The 16,579-nt window shown below is 72.5% G+C and carries 15 protein-coding genes; 9 read left to right on the forward strand and 6 right to left on the reverse strand.

The features are described 5' to 3' along the window. The 4 genes from IE153_RS30025 to glgB all read left to right on the forward strand — a co-directional run. On the forward strand, positions 1–394 hold a 394-nt coding region (locus tag IE153_RS30025; protein WP_189592918.1), incomplete at its 5' end, for an alpha-glucosidase C-terminal domain-containing protein. After that, positions 391–2,109: a maltose alpha-D-glucosyltransferase gene (gene treS / locus IE153_RS30030; RefSeq protein ID WP_189592919.1), complete on the forward strand. Its 1,719-nt coding sequence runs from the start codon at positions 391–393 to the stop codon at positions 2,107–2,109. The genes IE153_RS30025 and treS, both read left to right, overlap by 4 nt. A gap of 192 nt (positions 2,110–2,301) precedes the next feature. Then, the gene (locus tag IE153_RS30035; RefSeq protein ID WP_189592920.1) at positions 2,302–3,744 is read left to right on the forward strand and encodes a maltokinase N-terminal cap-like domain-containing protein; all 1,443 of its coding nucleotides are present in this window, start codon (positions 2,302–2,304) and stop codon (positions 3,742–3,744) included. A 31-nt stretch (positions 3,745–3,775) separates the two neighbouring features. Further along, positions 3,776–6,748, forward strand: a complete 2,973-nt coding sequence (glgB, locus tag IE153_RS30040; protein WP_189592921.1) for a 1,4-alpha-glucan branching enzyme — start codon at positions 3,776–3,778, stop codon at positions 6,746–6,748. Between the two features lie 45 nt (positions 6,749–6,793). Here the strand turns inward: glgB and IE153_RS30045 are convergent, their stop codons facing one another. Both IE153_RS30045 and IE153_RS30050 read right to left on the reverse strand, forming a co-directional pair. Continuing rightward, the gene (locus IE153_RS30045; RefSeq protein ID WP_189592922.1) at positions 6,794–7,786 is read right to left on the reverse strand and encodes an alpha/beta fold hydrolase; all 993 of its coding nucleotides are present in this window, start codon (positions 7,784–7,786) and stop codon (positions 6,794–6,796) included. Next, entirely contained in the window at positions 7,783–8,703 is a 921-nt protein-coding gene (locus tag IE153_RS30050; RefSeq protein WP_189592923.1) for a zinc-binding dehydrogenase, read from the reverse strand. The genes IE153_RS30045 and IE153_RS30050 overlap by 4 nt, the downstream gene beginning before the upstream one ends. Before the next feature lie 90 nt (positions 8,704–8,793). Between IE153_RS30050 and IE153_RS30055 the strand changes: the two genes are divergently transcribed. The 3 genes from IE153_RS30055 to IE153_RS30065 all read left to right on the forward strand — a co-directional run bounded on the left by IE153_RS30055 (position 8,794) and on the right by IE153_RS30065 (position 10,731). Further along, complete coding sequence (locus IE153_RS30055; RefSeq protein ID WP_189592924.1) at positions 8,794–9,738, forward strand: LysR family transcriptional regulator; 945 nt, start codon at positions 8,794–8,796, stop codon at positions 9,736–9,738. Between the two features lie 124 nt (positions 9,739–9,862). Continuing rightward, positions 9,863–10,324 (forward strand): hypothetical protein, encoded by a 462-nt coding sequence (locus tag IE153_RS30060; RefSeq protein ID WP_189592925.1) that lies wholly within the window; start codon positions 9,863–9,865, stop codon positions 10,322–10,324. Next, positions 10,321–10,731, forward strand: a complete 411-nt coding sequence (locus tag IE153_RS30065) for a hypothetical protein (protein WP_189592926.1) — start codon at positions 10,321–10,323, stop codon at positions 10,729–10,731. The genes IE153_RS30060 and IE153_RS30065 overlap by 4 nt, the downstream gene beginning before the upstream one ends. A gap of 37 nt (positions 10,732–10,768) precedes the next feature. Here the strand turns inward: IE153_RS30065 and IE153_RS30070 are convergent, their stop codons facing one another. From IE153_RS30070 to IE153_RS30085, 4 genes are all read right to left on the reverse strand, one after another. Next, positions 10,769–13,000: a HelD family protein gene (locus IE153_RS30070; RefSeq protein WP_189592927.1), complete on the reverse strand. Its 2,232-nt coding sequence runs from the start codon at positions 12,998–13,000 to the stop codon at positions 10,769–10,771. Between the two features lie 191 nt (positions 13,001–13,191). Next, positions 13,192–13,518 (reverse strand): thioredoxin family protein, encoded by a 327-nt coding sequence (locus IE153_RS30075; RefSeq protein ID WP_308432217.1) that lies wholly within the window; start codon positions 13,516–13,518, stop codon positions 13,192–13,194. Then, the gene (locus IE153_RS30080; RefSeq protein WP_062929145.1) at positions 13,512–13,925 is read right to left on the reverse strand and encodes a MerR family transcriptional regulator; all 414 of its coding nucleotides are present in this window, start codon (positions 13,923–13,925) and stop codon (positions 13,512–13,514) included. Before IE153_RS30080 ends, IE153_RS30075 begins: the two co-directional genes overlap by 7 nt. Before the next feature lie 29 nt (positions 13,926–13,954). After that, positions 13,955–14,464 (reverse strand): Lrp/AsnC family transcriptional regulator, encoded by a 510-nt coding sequence (locus IE153_RS30085; RefSeq protein WP_189592928.1) that lies wholly within the window; start codon positions 14,462–14,464, stop codon positions 13,955–13,957. A 45-nt stretch (positions 14,465–14,509) separates the two neighbouring features. Between IE153_RS30085 and IE153_RS30090 the strand changes: the two genes are divergently transcribed. Together IE153_RS30090 and IE153_RS30095 are read left to right on the forward strand one after the other, a co-directional pair. Then, positions 14,510–15,424 carry an NAD-dependent epimerase/dehydratase family protein gene (locus tag IE153_RS30090; protein WP_189592929.1) on the forward strand — a complete coding sequence of 305 codons (915 nt, stop codon included), beginning with the start codon at positions 14,510–14,512 and terminating at the stop codon, positions 15,422–15,424. 1 nt (position 15,425) lies between these two features. After that, on the forward strand, positions 15,426–16,346 hold the full coding sequence (locus tag IE153_RS30095; RefSeq protein ID WP_189592930.1) for an aldo/keto reductase: 921 nt from the start codon (positions 15,426–15,428) through the stop codon (positions 16,344–16,346). The last annotated feature ends 233 nt before the right edge of the window (positions 16,347–16,579 follow it).

A 16,579-nucleotide genomic window follows, 5' to 3' on the forward strand; every position in this document is an offset into this window, starting at 1 on the left:
CGAACGCGAGGGCCGCACCATCGCCCCGCTGCTCACCCGCCTCAACACCATCCGGCGGGAGAACCCCGCCCTACAGCAGCTGCGCGACCTCCACTTCCACCACGCCGACCAGGAGGCGGTGATCGCCTACTCGAAGCGGAAGGGTTCGAACACGGTTCTGGTGGTCGCCAACCTCGACCCCCACCACACCCAGGAGGCCACGGTCTCGTTGGACATGCCGCAACTCGGCCTGGACTGGCACGAGTCGGTGCCGGTGCGCGACGAGCTCACCGGCGAGACCTACCACTGGGGCAGGGCCAACTATGTGCGCCTCGAACCGGGCCACCGGCCCGCGCACGTCTTCACGGTCCTGCGACCGTCCACCCCGGAGATCGGAGGGTCACCCACAACATGATCGTCAACGAACCCGTTCCGGACACCTTCGAGGACACTCCTGCCAGGGACCGTGACCCGGAGTGGTTCAAGCGCGCGGTCTTCTACGAGGTGCTCGTCCGTTCTTTCCAGGACAGCAACGGCGACGGCGTCGGCGACCTCAAGGGCCTGACCGCGAAGCTGGACTACCTCCAGTGGCTCGGCGTCGACTGCCTGTGGCTGCCGCCGTTCTTCAAGTCCCCCCTGCGCGACGGCGGCTACGACGTCTCCGACTACACGGCCGTGCTGCCGGAGTTCGGCGACCTGGCCGACTTCGTGGAGTTCGTCGACGCCGCCCACCAGCGCGGCATGCGCGTGATCATCGACTTCGTCATGAACCACACCAGCGACCAGCACCCCTGGTTCCAGGAGTCGCGCAAGGACCCCGACGGGCCCTACGGCGACTACTACGTGTGGGCGGACGACGACAAGCAGTTCCAGGACGCGCGGATCATCTTCGTCGACACCGAGGCCTCCAACTGGACCTACGACCCGGTCCGTAAGCAGTACTACTGGCACCGCTTCTTCTCCCACCAGCCGGACCTCAACTACGAGAACCCGGCCGTGCAGGAGGAGATGATCTCCGCCCTGAAGTTCTGGCTGGACCTGGGCATCGACGGGTTCCGGCTGGACGCGGTGCCGTACCTGTACCAGCAGGAGGGCACGAACTGCGAGAACCTGCCGGAGACGCACGACTTCCTGAAGCGGGTGCGCAAGGAGATCGACGCGCAGTACCCGGACACGGTGCTGCTGGCGGAGGCCAACCAGTGGCCCGAGGACGTCGTCGACTACTTCGGCGACTACCCGAGTGGCGGCGACGAGTGCCACATGGCGTTCCACTTCCCGGTCATGCCGCGCATCTTCATGGCGGTGCGGCGGGAATCGCGCTACCCGGTCTCCGAGATCCTGGCCAAGACCCCGGCGATCCCGTCGAACTGCCAGTGGGGCATCTTCCTGCGCAACCACGACGAGCTGACGCTCGAGATGGTCACGGACGAAGAGCGCGACTACATGTGGGCCGAGTACGCCAAGGACCCCCGCATGCGCGCCAACATCGGCATCCGCCGCAGGCTCGCTCCCCTGCTGGACAACGACCGCAACCAGATCGAGCTGTTCACGGCCCTGCTGCTGTCGCTGCCGGGCTCACCGATCCTGTACTACGGCGACGAGATCGGCATGGGCGACAACATCTGGCTCGGCGACCGGGACGCGGTGCGCACGCCGATGCAGTGGACACCCGACCGCAACGCGGGGTTCTCCTCGTGCGACCCGGGACGGCTGTTCCTGCCCACGATCATGGACCCGGTCTACGGCTACCAGGTCACGAGCGTCGAGGCGTCCATGGCCTCGCCGTCCTCGCTGCTGCACTGGACCCGCCGCATGATCGAGATCCGCAAGCAGAACCCGGCCTTCGGGCTCGGCTCGTACACCGAGCTGCCGTCGACGAACCCGGCGGTGCTGGCGTTCCTGCGCGAGGCCCCCGTTTCCGGGGAAGGAGGGGACGACCTGGTGCTGTGCGTGAACAACTTCTCGCGGTTCGCGCAGCCCACGGAGCTGGACCTGAGCGCCTTCGAGGGGCGGCACCCGGTGGAGCTGTTCGGAGGGGTGCGCTTCCCCGCCATCGGCGAGCTGCCGTACCTGCTGACCCTCGGGGGCCACGGGTTCTACTGGTTCAGGCTCCGCAAGGAGACCATGTGAGGCCTGAGAAGGCCTGTTGAGGCCTGACCCGCGGGGCGGGCCGCAAACCCCGGCGGCGGGGCGTTTCCTCCGCCCCGCCCGGGGCACGCATCAGTAACACCCCGCCCACCCGCGTGAGCCGGAGGGGCGCCGTCCGGGGCCGCCTGCAGGCACCCGGAGGCGCACCAAGAATGGGTGAAAGGACGCGACGCCATGTCGGAAGCCGTCACACGCACCGTCACCACCCCGCCCGGCCTCCTTGCCTCCCTCGACCCGTTGCTGCGGGAGTGGCTGCCGCGGCAGCGCTGGTTCGCGGGCAAGGGGCGGGCGGTCACCGGGTTCACGCTGGTCGAGGCCACCGAGCTGCTCCCGGCCACCTCCAATCTGGGCCTGTACCACCTGCTCGTCCGCGCCCATCAGCCCGCCGTGCCGTCCCACGGGGCGCCCGGCCACCCCGGTGACTGCTACCAGCTGCTGATAGGCGTGCGCGAGGCGCTGCCGCCTCGGCTGGCGCCCGCGCTCATCGGACACGTGCCGACGGGGCCGCTGGCCGGCCGGACGGTCTACGACGCCCTGCACGACACCAGGCCGTCCGAGCTGCTCCTGGAGGCGCTGCGCACCCAGGCCCGGGTCGGCAGGCTCCGCTTCGAGCGGGACCCCGGCCAGGACATCCGCTCCGGTCTCGTGCCGCGCGTGGTGACCGCCGAGCAGTCCAACTCGTCGATCGTCTACGGAGATACGTTCATCCTGAAGCTGCTTCGGCGGATCGTGCCCGGGGTCAACCCCGATCTGGAACTGCCGCTCGCGCTGGCCGGCGAGGGCTGCCCCAGGGTGCCCGCGCCGACGGCCTGGCTGGTCGCGGACATCTCCCCCACGGCGGACCCGGTCGTCCCGTCGGGTTCGGCGGACCCGGCGGGCCAGCCGTACGTCCTGGGGGTGCTGCAGCCGTTCCTGCAGGGCGCCTCCGACGGCTGGGAACTGGCGCTGCGCGAGCTGGCCAAGGGCGAGGACTTCGGCGCCGCGGCGCGTGCACTGGGGCGGGCCACCGCCGAGGTGCACACCGCGCTGGCCCGGGCGTTGCCGACCGTCACGCTCGGTCATATGCAGCTCCAGTTCATGGTCGCCGGCATGATCGAGCGGCTGGACGCGGCCGTCCAGGCGGTGGCCGCGCTGCGGCCGTACGCCGACGGGCTGCGCTCCGCGTTCACGGCGCTGGGCGATCTGGCCGCCGAGGGCCGCACATGGACCGCGCAGCGGGTGCACGGCGATCTGCACCTCGGGCAGTGCCTGCGTTCGCCGTCCGGCGAGTGGTGGCTGATCGACTTCGAGGGCGAGCCGGCCCGGCCGCTGGCCGAGCGGCGCATGCCGCAGCCCGCCGTGCGGGACGTCGCCGGCATGCTGCGGTCGTTCGACTACGCGGCGCGTTCGGTCGATCCGCCCCAGCCGCACTGGGCCGAGACCTGCCGCTCCGCGTACTGCGCCGGGTACGCGGAGGCCTCCGGCCGCGATCCGCGCACCGACCCGGTGCTGCTGCGGGCCTACGAGACCGACAAGGCGATCTACGAGGTGGTGTACGAGGCCCGGCACCGCCCCGACTGGCTGCCGGTGCCGCTGGCCGCCATAGACCGGCTCGCCTCGACCGGCCACCTGACCTGACCGACCACCCCTCGCCCTGGAGGCTCCGCCCGTGACCCCCCGCCCTGAGTCCAGCGGTTCGCGTCCCAAGGGGACCGCCGGGGAGAAGATCCCCGAGCAGCCCACGGCCGCCCAGCAGAAGAGCGCCGCGAAGAAGACGGCGGTGCCCAAACAGGCAGCGGCGAAGAAGGCGGCCCCCGCCAAGAAGGCCGCCGCCGCGAAGACCACCGTCGGCAAGACGGTGGCCAAGAAGGCGGCGACGAGGAAGGCCGCGGCCGAGAAGACGGCGGTCGAGCAGCCCGCGGCCGGTACGGCGACGGCGAAGAAGACCACCGCGAAGAAGACGGCCGCCAAGAAGTCGGCCGCCAAGAAGGCCACGACGGTCAAGGCGACGGCGGCCAAGACCACTGCCGTGAAGGCCGCTGCCTCGAAGTCCACGGCCACGGAAACCGTCGCCGGCAAGGCGGCGGCCGCGAAGACCACCGCGAAGAAGACCCCGGCCAAGAAGGCCGGCACCGCCGAACGCGCCGCTGCCACGACCACGGCCGCCGAGGCCGTCGCGAAGAAGGCCACCCCCGCCAAGGCCACCGCCAAGAAGGCCGCCGCGAAGAAGGCCGCCACTGCCAGGAAGACCGCCCCCGCCACGAGCACGGTCGCCAAGCGCCCCGCGAAGAAGACCACCGCCGGCAGGGCGCCCGCGGGCGAGGCCGTCGCGAAGAAGAGCGCGGTCAAGAACGCCCCGGCCCGAAAAGCCCCTGCTCGGAAGGCCCCCGCCGGGCAGGCCCCCGCCGGGGGAGCCGGTTCCGCCCAGCTCGTTCCGCCGGAGATGGAGGTCGCCGTCTCGCCCGCCGTCGACGCGGTGGACCGGGAGCGGCTGCTCGCCGGCACGCACCACGCCCCGCACTCCGTGCTCGGCGCGCACCCCGTGCCCGGCGGTATCGCCTTCCGGGCGTTCCGTCCGTACGCCCTGTCGGTGACCGTCGTCTCCGGGGAACTGCGGGCCGAGCTGCACAACGACGGGGAGGGGTTCTTCTCGGGGCTGCTGCCGCTGCGGGAGGTCCCGGCCTACCGGCTGGTCGTGGAGTACGAGGGGACGGTCCTGGAGACCGAGGACGCGTACCGCTTCCTGCCCACGCTGGGCGACCTCGACCTGCACCTGATCGGCGAGGGCCGGCACGAGGAGCTGTGGACGGCGCTGGGCGCCCACCCGATGACCCACGAGGGCGTGACCGGCACCCGGTTCGCGGTGTGGGCGCCGAACGCACGCGGTGTGCGCGTGACCGGCACCTTCAACTTCTGGGACGGCACCGGGCACGTCATGCGGTCGCTGGGCTCGTCCGGGGTGTGGGAGCTGTTCCTGCCGGACGTCGGCGAGGGCGAGCTGTACAAGTTCGAGATCACGCGCCCCGACGGCTCGAAGACGCTGCGCGCCGACCCGCTGGCCCGCCGCACGGAGGTGCCGCCCGCGACCTCGTCGGTCATCACCTCCTCGGAGTACGAGTGGGGCGACGCCGAGTGGCTGGCCCGGCGCGCCGGGGCCCCGGCGCACGAGGCGCCGTTCTCGGTGTACGAGATCCATCTGCCCTCCTGGCGACCTGGATTGACGTACCGTCAGCTCGCCGAGCAGCTCCCGGGGTACGTGAAGAACCTGGGCTTCACGCACGTCGAACTGATGCCGGTCGCGGAGCATCCGTTCGGCGGCTCCTGGGGCTATCAGGTGACCGGCTTCTACGCGCCGACGGCCCGGCTGGGCACGCCGGACGACTTCCGGTACCTGGTCGACTCGCTGCACCGGGCCGGCATCGGCGTCCTCATGGACTGGGTGCCCGCGCACTTCCCGCGCGACGACTGGGCACTGGCCGAGTTCGACGGCAAGCCCCTGTACGAGCACGAGGATCCGCTGCGGGCCGCACACCCCGACTGGGGCACGCTGGAGTTCGACTTCGGGCGCAACGAGGTGCGCAACTTCCTCGTGGCCAACGCCGTGTACTGGTGCGAGGAGTTCCACATCGACGGCCTGCGCGTGGACGCCGTCGCCTCCATGCTCTACCTGGACTACTCGCGTGAGCCGGGCCAGTGGACGCCCAACGAGCACGGCGGGCGGGAGAACCTGGACGCGGTGGCGTTCCTCCAGGAGATGAACGCGACGGTCTACCGCAGGGTGCCCGGCGTGGTCACCATCGCCGAGGAGTCCACCGCCTGGGACGGTGTCACCCGCGCCACCCACCACAAAGGCCCGAGCGGCTTCGGCGGGCTCGGTTTCGGGCTGAAGTGGAACATGGGCTGGATGCACGACTCGTTGCAGTACATGAGTCACGAGCCGGTGCACCGCAAGTACCACCACGGCGAGATGACGTTCTCGATGGTGTACGCGTACAGCGAGAACTACGTGCTGCCGATCTCCCACGACGAGGTCGTGCACGGCAAGCGGTCCCTGGTGTCGAAGATGCCGGGCGACTGGTGGCAGCAGCGTGCCGGGGTGCGGTCCTACCTCGGCTTCATGTGGGCCCATCCTGGCAAGCAACTGCTGTTCATGGGACAGGAGTTCGCGCAGGGAGCCGAGTGGTCGGAGGCGCACGGACCGGACTGGTGGCTGCTGGACCCGGGGTACGGGGCGGAGCCCGACCACCGGGGTGTGCGGGACCTGGTCCGCGACCTGAACACCGTCTACCGGGCGACCCCGGCGCTGTGGCGGCTGGACACGGACCCGGCCGGTTTCGAGTGGATCGTCGGGGACGCCGCCGACGACAACGTCCTCGCGTTCCTGCGGCTGGACCCGGAGGGCGTCCCGGTGCTGGCGGTGTCCAACTTCGCGCCGGTCACCCGCCAGGACTACCGCCTGGGCGTTCCCGACGACGTCCCCGCCTGGCACGAGGCGCTCAACACCGACGCGGCCCGCTACGGCGGCAGCGACGTCATCAACCCCGATCCGGTCAAGCCCGAACCCCAGTCCTGGCACGGCCGCCCGGCCAGCATCCGCCTGACCCTGCCGCCCCTGGCGACGGTGTGGCTGCGGCCGGCCTAGAAGGGAGCTTCGGGAGAGAGCTTCGAGGGCGTTTTCGGGAGCGGCTCATGCCGCCGCCCCCGTCAGCGCGTGCGCGAGATGGTCGGCGAGCGGGAACAGCCAGTCGCCCCGTGCGTTGCCGAGCAGGTGGTCGCCGTGCGGCACCGACAGATGGGTGCCGTGCGGTGCCAGGCGGGCGAGCGGCTCGCCGTTGGCCACGCCGGGGATGACGTCCCGGCCGCCGTCCACGACCAGCAGGGGTGCCGTGATGCGCGGTGCCAGGTCGGTCAGGTCCACCCGGCGGGCGAAGGCGCGGGAGGCGTCGGCCCCTCCGGCCCGCTCGGTCATGATGTCCCTCACGGGCCGGGGCAGTTCGGTCCAGTCGAGGCGGAAGGGACCGCTGACGGTGGCCACGGCCGCCACGCGCGGCTCCAGTGCCGCCGTCCGCGCCGCGTAGTAGCCGCCCAGGCTGAGACCGACGAGGCCGACGCGGGCGACACCGAGGGCGTCGAGGACCCGGCCGACGACCTGCTCGTAGTCCGGCGTGAGGGTGGTCGTGGCCGTGAGAGCGCCCTGCCCGGGGCCGTCCATCGCGTAGACCGCGAGCCCCCTGGCCAGCAGCGCGGACGCCAGGCCGAGGAACTCCTCCTTGGCCGAGTCCAGGCCGGGCACGACGACGACCGTGCCGGGGGCGTCCGCGGGGCCGCGCAGCCAGCCGGTGAAGCCCTCGCCGTCGACGCGCCGCGCATCGGGCTCCAGGACGGTCAGCGCCCGGCTCAGGGCCCGGTCCGCCCGGGCGGCGGCACCGCCCACCTCCGTCTGCGGCGCGAGCGTGGCGAGGTGGTACCACCGGGCCGCCATCAGGAGGTGTTCACCCGCGGAGACGGACGATCCGGCCCGCTCGGCGCGCTCGACGCAGGCGTCTCCGGCGCGGGAGAGGGACGGTCCCCAGTCGGCGACGGAGGTGAGGCCGGCGGTGACGCGCCGGTACTCGTGGGGGTCGACGCCCGCGCCGGTGGCGCGCGTCCACTGGGCGGCCACGAACTCGGTGGCGTTCATCGGGTTCCTCCCGTCAGCAGGACGGCCTTGCCGCGGATCCGGCGCTCGCGCAGGTCGACCAGGGTGTCGGCGGTGTCCGTCCAGTCGGCGATCCGGCCGATCTCCGGGTGCAGCCGCTCCCGTTCCACCAGGCGCACCAATGTCCTGAGGTCGGGACCGTAGGGGGCGCCCGCGTAGTGGAAGTGCTGGAGGGTGACGCGCTCGGGCCCGGCGAGGAGTTCGAAGAAGTCGAGGGTCGCGGGGGTGCGGCTCGCCTGGCCGAACCAGACGACCAGGCCGCCCGGGCGGGCCTTGGAGAGGGCCACGGGCAGATCCGGTCCGCCGGTGGATTCCAGTACGACGTCGAACGGTCCCTGGGCCGCCGCCACCTCGTGCACCACCTCGGCGCCCAGTTCGGCCAGCCGTTCGCCGCGCTCCGGTGTGGCCGTCACCACGGTCGGCTCGGCCCCGGCGGCGACGGCCAGTTCGGTGACGTAGTGACCGACCCCGCCCGAGGCGCCGGTCAGCAGCACCCGCGTGCCGGCCAGGGGGCCCGCGGTGCGCAGCAGGCGCACCGCGGTGAGGCCGGCGAGGGGCAGGGCCGCCGCCCGGACGCTGTCGACGCCGTCCGGGAGCGGCGCGAGGGAGTGCGTGGGCACCGCCGCGTACTCGGCCCAGCCGCCGTGCGGCGGGTGTCCGGCCACGCGGGTGCCGATGGCGGGGCCCGACCCGTCGGCCGCGGCCTGCACCACGAGTCCCGCGACGTCCTTGCCGGGGAGCAGCCCCGGGCGGGGGTGTTCGAGGAGGAACGTCTCGCCCCGGTTCGGTGCGAACGCCTCGACCTTGACCAGTGCCTCGTCCGGTGCCGGGACGGGCGGGGGAACCTCGGCGAAGGCGACCGGGCGGGCCGCCTCCCCCGTGGGAATCAGTCTTCGCATGCCGGCCATGCAACCCCGGCGGCCGCCCGGTGATCCAACAACGAACGAGCAGGGCTGACAACTTTTGGTTGTCGCCTAGGGTGGGGAGCCATGGATCTCGACATGGCGCAGGTACGGGCCTTCGTACGCGCCGCCGAGGAACTGCACTTCGGACGGGCCGCCGGCACGCTCGGCCTTTCCCAGCAGGCGTTGTCGAAGCGGATCGCGCGGCTCGAATCGCTGCTCGGCACCGCGTTGTTCCGGCGCGGGGGCGGGGCGGTCGGCCTCACGGAGGCGGGGCGGCGTTTCCTCGCCCCGGCCCGGCAGGCCCTGGCCGCGGCCGAGTCGGCGATCGCTGCCGCCGTCGGACCGGACCGCCCCCTGCGGCTGGACGTCTGGGGGCATCTCTACGCGCCGATGCGGACCCTGGCCCAGGTCGCAGAGCATGCCGGGGAGCTGACGCCGGGGCACGGACGCGATCTGCCGTCGGTGACGGCGGCCCTGCTGCGCGGCGACATCGACGCGGCCTTCGGCCGGGTCCATCCCCCGCTGCACGCCGGGCTGGCCCACCGGCTGGTGCGACTGGAGCCGGTGGACGCGGTGCTCGGCGCGGACCATCCGCTCGCCTCCGAACCGGCGCTCCGGCCCGACCAGTTGGCCGGCAGTGTGCTGTGGGCGCCCGGTGCTCTGGACCGGCTCGACTTCCTGCACCGGTTCGCCCACCGCTTCGGCATCCCCACCACGGCCACGACCCTCAACCTGGGCCTCGCCCACTTCCTCGCCGAGGTGGTGGCGGACCCGCGACGGTTCTCGCTGCTGCCCGCCGACGTCCCCCTGCCGGACGTGCCGGGCCTGCGCGGCGTCCCGCTGGTCGACCCCACGCCGCTCTACGCCTGGTCTCTGCTGTGGCGCACCGGCAGCGGGCACCCGGGGCTGCACACCCTCACCACCGCCTTCGCCGCGCAGGCGGGGCGGAGCCGATGGCTGGAGTACGACCCGACGCGCGACTGGCTGCCCGAACCCCCCGGCAACCGAACTGCGGACAGACCGGGTTGAGCCCTGCCTCCTGTGACACGGCTGTGGCCGGAGGAGTGGCCTCCGCCACAGCCCGCACGGCGGGGTCCTGGTGGGATGGCGGCATGGATGCCATCGCGCTCACCTCGCAGGTCCCGCCGTGCTGATGAGTGTGGTCTCGGTGGCCTGTGCCGTCGGCGCGCTCATCGCCGGACTGGGTGTCGTGGCGATGGCGTTTCCCGGGCGGCCCGAGCCGTGGCCGGACCAGCTGATGCGCCGCGCGGGGGCGACGGCCGCGTGGGCGGCGGCGGCCGTGTACTCGCTGGGCCTCTTCGGCGTGCTGGCGTCGGAGCACGCGTTCGGTGACGGTGCGGACTCGATCCCGGCCCCGGCCTGCCGCGACGGCTTCGACGAGGCCACGCGGGAGGGGCTGTCCCATCACCGGTCCTCGTACCTGCCCCTGCGCTTCGACTGCGTCCGCGACGACGGCTCCGTGTACTCCAGTAACCCCGACTACGGCTGGATGAACGGGACGAGCGCCGCACTCGCCCTGTCCGCCGCCCTGCTGTTCATCGGCGCGGGCTACGCGACCGAACTGCGCGCCCTCAAGGCTGCCGTGACGTCATGACGCTGCTCCCCGTCTTCGCCGGGCTGGTCGTCGGCTGGGTCGCGCTGCGCGGGCTGCTGGTGCATCCGCTGCTGCCGCTGTGGGTGAAGACGTCGGTCTTCTGGGTGGTGCCGCTCACCGCGGCCACCTGGTTGTTCATCATGGCGGCGGACGATCCCGTCCTGTTCCCGGAGACCGCCCCCTGCCCCAGGGAGCCGTATCAGCAGGGCGTCATCGGGGACGGGAAAGTGACGGGGGTCTCCACCCCGTTTCCGCCGCGGGCCTACTGCGCCTGGGAGGACGGCACCGTCTACGAGCTCGCGCCCGGGGCGGAGTTCCTGTTCTGGGTGTTCTTCGCCATGACGGTCGTACCGCTCGCGGCCGGGCTGTGGCACGCCCTGCGGGATCCCCGGTCGCTCCTGCGGTAGGCGGGCCCCGTACCCGGCCGGGTACGGGGCCGCTCCGCTACGCGAAGGCGTCCGCCAGGGGCTTCGGCAGCTCGCCGGTGTGGAGCACGCCCAGCCGCTGGGTGGCCCGGGTCAGGGCCACGTACAGATCGCTGGTGCCGTACCGGCCGGGTTCGACCACGAGGACGGAGTCGAACTCCAGGCCCTTGGCCTGGCGCGGGTCGAGCAGGACCACCGTCTGGGTGAGGTCGGGTTCGGCGCCCGCCGTCACACCGTCCAGGCGGGCCGCGAGGGAGCGGTGGAGGTCGCGCGGCGCGATCACCGCGAGCCGCCCCTCGGCCGGGGTGAGCTCCCCGACCGCCTTGGCGACGGCGCCCGGAAGGTCGTCGGTGGCGCGTGCCCAGGGCCGTACGCCCGTGGAGCGGACCGAGCTGGGCGGCTCGAACTCCGGGTGTTCGGCGCGCACCACGGCCGCCGCGACGTCCATGATCTCGGCCGGGGTGCGGTAGTTCACGCCCAGCCGGGTGTGCTCCCAGCGGTCCTCGACGTACGGCGCGAGGATGCCCGACCAGGAACCGACCCCGGCCGCCTCCGCCGTCTGGGCCGGGTCGCCGACCAGGGTCATCGAGCGGGTCGGGCTGCGCCGCATCAGCAGCCGCCACGCCATCGGCGACAGTTCCTGCGCCTCGTCGACGATGATGTGCCCGAACGCCCAGGTGCGGTCGGCGGCGGCGCGTTCGGCGGCGCTGCGGTGGTCGTCCTCCTCGTGCCGCTCGGCGAACCGCTCGGCGTCGATGATGTCGTGCGCGGACAGCACCTCGGAGCCCTCGGGGTCGCCCTCCTCCTTGTCCTCGAACTCGTAGGTCCGGGACGCGTACGACACCTCCAGCACGCCCTGCGCGTAGGCGATCTGCTCCTGACGCTCGCGTGCGGCGCGCTCCCGGGCCAGCCGGTCGTCGTCGCCGAGGAGTTCGGCGGCCTCGTCGAGCAGCGGCACGTCCGCGACCGTCCAGCGCCGCGTCACCGGGCGGCGTACGGCCTCGGCGTCCTCGGCGGAGAGGAACTCCTCGGGCGCGGCGAGGAAGTCGGCGACGAGCCGCTGCGGGGTGAGCACCGGCCACAGCTGGTCGATCGCGGACCAGACGTCGGGGTTCTCGGCGAGGTCGTCGCGGATCTGGGTGATGTCGCTGGGGTCGAGCAGGCTGGACCCGTCGAAGGGGTCGGTGCCGATCCGCTCGGCGTACAGGTCGGTCAGGGCGTTGAGGATGTGGCCCTCGAAGTGTTCGCGGGCGGCGTTGTGCGGCAGCTTGGCGGCGCGGGTGCGCTCGCGGGCGACACCGACCAGGCCGTCGTCGAGCATGAGGACCTCGCGGTCGTGCTCGATGGCGATCACCGGGTCGGGCAGCGCCTGCCGGCCGCGGACGACCTCGGCGAGGACGTCGGCCATGTCGGCCCGGCCCTTCACCGCCGCGGCCTCCGGCGTGTCGGTCGCGCTCGCCTTCACCCCGGGGAACAGCTCGCCCACGGTCGCGAGGAGCACACCGGTCTCGCCGAGGGAGGGCAGCACCTCGCCGATGTAGCCGAGGAACGCCGGGTTGGGCCCGACGATCAGCACGGCCCGCTTGGCGAGCAGTTCCCGGTGCTCGTAGAGCAGGTAGGCGGCGCGGTGCAGGGCGACCGCCGTCTTGCCGGTGCCCGGGCCGCCCTCCACGACCATGACGCCGCGGTGCGGGGCGCGGATGATGCGGTCCTGGTCGGCCTGGATGGTCTGCACGATGTCGCTCATGCGGCCGGTGCGCGCGGAGTTGAGGGCGGCGAGCAGCACGGCGTCGCCCGTCGGGTCCTCGTGGCCGGTGCGGGTCGCGTCGCCGAGGTCGAGGATCTCGTCGTGCAGATGGGTGACCCGGCGGCCGTCGGTGGCGATGTGCCGCCGGCGCCTGAGGCCCATCGGGGTGTGGCCGGTGGCCAGGTAGAAGGGGCGGGCCACGTCGGCGCGCCAGTCGATGAGGACGGGCGTGCGCTCCGCGTCGTCGGTGCGCAGGCCGATGCGGCCGATGCGATGGGTGACGCCCGAGGTGAGGTCGATCCGGCCGAAGCACAGGGAGCCGTCCACCGCGTTCAGCGCGGCGAGCAGCCCGGAGCGCTCGGCCACGAGGATGTCCCGCTCGAGTCTGGCCTGCATGGGGGTGTTGCCCTGCGCGAGCGCGTCCGTGACGGAGGTCTCGGCGTCGCCGCGCAGCGCGTCCACGCGCGCGTACAACCCGTCGATGAATTCCTGTTCCTGTCGCAATTCATCGTCCGGAAATTCGGTGTTTGACAATTCCGCTCCCGCCCGGATATACTATGCTCACTGAACTTCACTGTGACTTCAACGCACTTCAATCCGCTTGAAGTCACGAACAAACAAATATACGCAGGGAAATCCCCCGAGCGCAATTGCTCGGGGGATTTCCTGTATCCGGGCCGCGCTCGGGCCGCCGCTCACAGCACGTCGCCGAGCTCCTCCAGCAGCCGTCGCTTCGCCCGCGCTCCCACCATCGACTTCACGGGCTCGCCGCCGCGGAACACCATGAAGGTCGGCATGGACAGGACCCTGTAGGCGTTGGTCGTCATCGGGTTGGAGTCGACGTCCAGCTGCACGACCTTCAGCCGGTCGCCCTCCTCGGAGGCGAGGGCCTTGAGCACCGGGCCCATCTGCCGGCAGGGCGGGCACCAGTCGGCGGTGAACTCCACCAGTACCGGCAGCTCCGCGCCGATCACCTCCGCCTCGAAGTCCGCGTCCGTCACATCCATCACGCCGGTCACCATGGGTCCCCTCCCAGCTCGCACACGGGTTCCGGACCGCCCGGAACCTCCGCCTCGGCGGCCAGCTCGGCCCGGGCCAGCTGCCGCGCGACCGTGTCCCGGACGGTGGTCAGCTCACCGATCAGGGAGTCCAGCTCGCCCAGCTTGCGCCGGTAGACCGCGAGCGACGCCGGGCAGGAGTCGCCCTCGGGATGCCCGGCACGCAGGCACTCCACGAAGGGCCGCGTCTCCTCCAGATCGAATCCGAAGTCCTGGAGCGTCCTGATCTGCCGCAGCAGCCGCAGGTCGCTCTCGTCGTAGGTCCGGTATCCGTTTCCCGTGCGCCGCGCGGGCAGCAGTCCCCGCGACTCGTAGTACCGCAGCGTTCGCGTCGTGGTCCCGGCCCGTGCGGCCAGCTCGCCGATTCGCATGCGGTCGAACGTAATCCTTGACCCCGGCGTCAAGGCAACAGCGGTTTCCGCTCCACCGGGGAGGTCAGCACGATCGACGTCGTGGTGCGGCCGAGCACGGACACGCCCTCCAGGACGTCCTCCAGGTGGACGGTGTCGCGGACGGCGACCTTGAGGATCCAGCAGTCCTCCCCGACCACGTGGTGCACCTCGGTGATCTCGGGGCGCTCGATCAGCTCCAGGGTCCTGGGGTGCTTGAGGGTGTAGCCGCCGTGCGGGTTCACGCGGATGAACGCCTGGATGCCGTAGCCGAGCCGGGCCGGCACGACGTGCGCGCCGTAGCCGCTGATCACGCCCGCCGCCTCCAGTCGCCGCACCCGCTCGGTGACGGCCGCGGGGCTGAGTCTGACCCGACGGCCGAGCTCGCTGAGCTTGATCCGGCCGTCGGTCTGCAGCAGCTGGAGGATCTGCCGGTCCAGCGCGTCGAAGGCCGCCGATGTTTCGTCGGCGGCGGTGCGCGACTGCCGTGGTTCCTTCGGCGCGGACGCCTGAACTCCCATGAATCCCCCTTCAGAGCGCGGATGTACGCCGGGAGAATTATGACCATGGAAAAGGCCCTGGAAGTCCTGGTCATCGGCGGGAACCGTTACGTCGGTAAGCGTCTGCTCGCACGGCTGCTCGCCGCGGGGCACCGCGTCACCGTGCTGAACCGGGGGTCCTCCCCGCCGCCCGCCGGGGTGGAACACCTGCGCGCCGACCGGGACGACGAAAGGTCGCTGACCGGCGCGCTCGGCTCGCGGGTCTTCGACGTCGTCGTCGACCAGGTCTGCTACACCCCGCGCCAGGCCGCGATCGCCCACCGCGTCTTCTCCGGGCGCACCCGCCGCTATGTGATGACCTCGACGGTCGAGGTGTACGAGTACGAGGACTCCCCCGCCCTCGTGCGCGAGGAGGCCGTCGACCCGGCCACGGTCACCGTCGACCTCGAACTCCCCTGGGGCGACACCGCGTTCCTGGAGGCCCACTACGGGGAGGGCAAGCGGCAGGCCGAGGCGGTCTTCGCCGCCGGGGGCGCGGCGCTGCCGTACACGGCGGTGCGGGTGGCCCATGTGCTGGGCGGGGACGACGACTTCACGGGCAGGCTGGCCCACTACGCCGAGCGGATACGCACCGGTGAGCCGATCGCCGTGCCGGCGGTGAACCGGCCGGCCACCTACGTGTACGTCGAGGAGATCGCGGGCTTCCTGGCCTGGGCGGCGGGCGAGGACTTCACCGGCCCGGTGAACGCGGCCTCCTCCGGGGCGCTGAGCACCGAGGAGCTGTGCGCTGCGGTGGCCGCTCATGTACCGGGCGGCCGAGCCGAGTTCCGGCCCGTGGAGGTCGGCGAGGTCTCGCCGTTCTCCTTCCGCCGCTCCTACGGCATGGACAACACCCGGGCCGCCCGGCTCGGCTTCGCCTTCGGCGAGGCCCGGCAGTGGCTGCCGCGTGCCGTCGCCGAGACGCTCGGGAAGGCCGGCTGACATGCGTTACAGGACACTCGGCGGGCTGCGGGTGAGCGCGGTCGGGCTCGGCGCGATGCCGCTGTCCATCGAGGGCCGGCCGGACGAGGAACGCGCCCTGGCCACCGTGCACGCCGCCCTCGACGCGGGGGTGACCCTGCTGGACACGGCCGACTCGTACCATCTGCCGGGCGCGGAGCCCGGGCACAACGAACGCCTGGTGGCCCGCGCCCTGGAGACCTACGGCGGTGACACCTCCGATGTCCTGGTGGCGACGAAGGGCGGCCGCGGCCGCCCGCCCGGCGGCGACTGGACGGTGAACGGCTCCCCCCGCCACCTCAAGGCCGCCGCCGAGGCGTCGCGCGAGCGGCTGGGCGTGGAGGCGATCGGCCTCTACCAACTGCACAAGCCCGACCCCGCGGTGCCCTTCGAGGAGTCGGTCGGCGCGCTGCGCGAGCTGCTCGACGCGGGCACGATCCGGCTGGCCGGTGTGTCCAACGCGGACGCGGATCAGATCCGCCGGGCGCGCGAGATCCTCGGCGACCGGCTGGTGTCGGTGCAGAACCGGTACTCCCCCGCCGCCCGGGACAGTGAGCCGGAGCTGCGGCTGTGTGCGGACCTGGGGCTGGCATTCCTGCCGTGGAGCCCGCTGGGCGGACTGTCCCGCAGCTCCCTGGACGGGCCGTCGCGCACGGAGGGGGCGGAGCGCTTCGCCGCGTTCCACGCGGTGGCGGCGGAGCACGGCGTCAGCCCCCAACAGGTCGCCCTGGCCTGGCTGCTGGCCCGATCCCCCACGATCGTCCCGATCCCGGGGGCGAGCCGACCGCACACGATCAGGGACTCGGCAGCCGCGGCGGACCTGCTGCTCACCGCGGAGGACACGGCCCGGCTGGACGAGGCGACCGGGGGTGGTGCGCGTCCGGCGCCGGTCACGAAGGCGTAGTCGTCCCTACTGCGGGGGGGGGCGGCGAGCGGCCGCCAACCGCCACGGACATGGCCAACGCGGCGGACGTGTCCGGCTGGACGACGCGGACGGTGGGGCGCGCCCAGCGCCGGTCACCAGCGCGCCGTCGTCCCGACTGCCGGATGGGCGAGCGGCCGCCAACCGCCACGGACACGGCCAACGCGGCGGACGTGTCCGGCTGGACGACGCGGACGGTGGGGCGCGCCCAGCGC

Origin of the sequence: Streptomyces massasporeus, assembly GCF_014648995.1 — a bacterium.
Lineage (GTDB): Bacteria > Actinomycetota > Actinomycetes > Streptomycetales > Streptomycetaceae > Streptomyces > Streptomyces massasporeus.

What these genes read in the sequence shown, in the direction of transcription:
- IE153_RS30035 (WP_189592920.1), top strand. Translation starts at nt 2,302, where the DNA reads ATGTCGGAAGCCGTCACACGCACCGTCACCACCCCGCCCGGCCTCCTT.
- IE153_RS30090 (WP_189592929.1), top strand. Translation starts at nt 14,510, where the DNA reads ATGGAAAAGGCCCTGGAAGTCCTGGTCATCGGCGGGAACCGTTACGTC.
- IE153_RS30085 (WP_189592928.1), bottom strand. Translation starts at nt 14,464, where the DNA reads ATGGGAGTTCAGGCGTCCGCGCCGAAGGAACCACGGCAGTCGCGCACC.
- IE153_RS30065 (WP_189592926.1), top strand. Translation starts at nt 10,321, where the DNA reads ATGACGCTGCTCCCCGTCTTCGCCGGGCTGGTCGTCGGCTGGGTCGCG.
- IE153_RS30075 (WP_308432217.1), bottom strand. Translation starts at nt 13,518, where the DNA reads ATGGTGACCGGCGTGATGGATGTGACGGACGCGGACTTCGAGGCGGAG.
- IE153_RS30095 (WP_189592930.1), top strand. Translation starts at nt 15,426, where the DNA reads ATGCGTTACAGGACACTCGGCGGGCTGCGGGTGAGCGCGGTCGGGCTC.
- IE153_RS30080 (WP_062929145.1), bottom strand. Translation starts at nt 13,925, where the DNA reads ATGCGAATCGGCGAGCTGGCCGCACGGGCCGGGACCACGACGCGAACG.
- IE153_RS30050 (WP_189592923.1), bottom strand. Translation starts at nt 8,703, where the DNA reads ATGCGAAGACTGATTCCCACGGGGGAGGCGGCCCGCCCGGTCGCCTTC.
- IE153_RS30060 (WP_189592925.1), top strand. Translation starts at nt 9,863, where the DNA reads ATGAGTGTGGTCTCGGTGGCCTGTGCCGTCGGCGCGCTCATCGCCGGA.
- IE153_RS30055 (WP_189592924.1), top strand. Translation starts at nt 8,794, where the DNA reads ATGGATCTCGACATGGCGCAGGTACGGGCCTTCGTACGCGCCGCCGAG.
- treS (WP_189592919.1), top strand. Translation starts at nt 391, where the DNA reads ATGATCGTCAACGAACCCGTTCCGGACACCTTCGAGGACACTCCTGCC.
- IE153_RS30045 (WP_189592922.1), bottom strand. Translation starts at nt 7,786, where the DNA reads ATGAACGCCACCGAGTTCGTGGCCGCCCAGTGGACGCGCGCCACCGGC.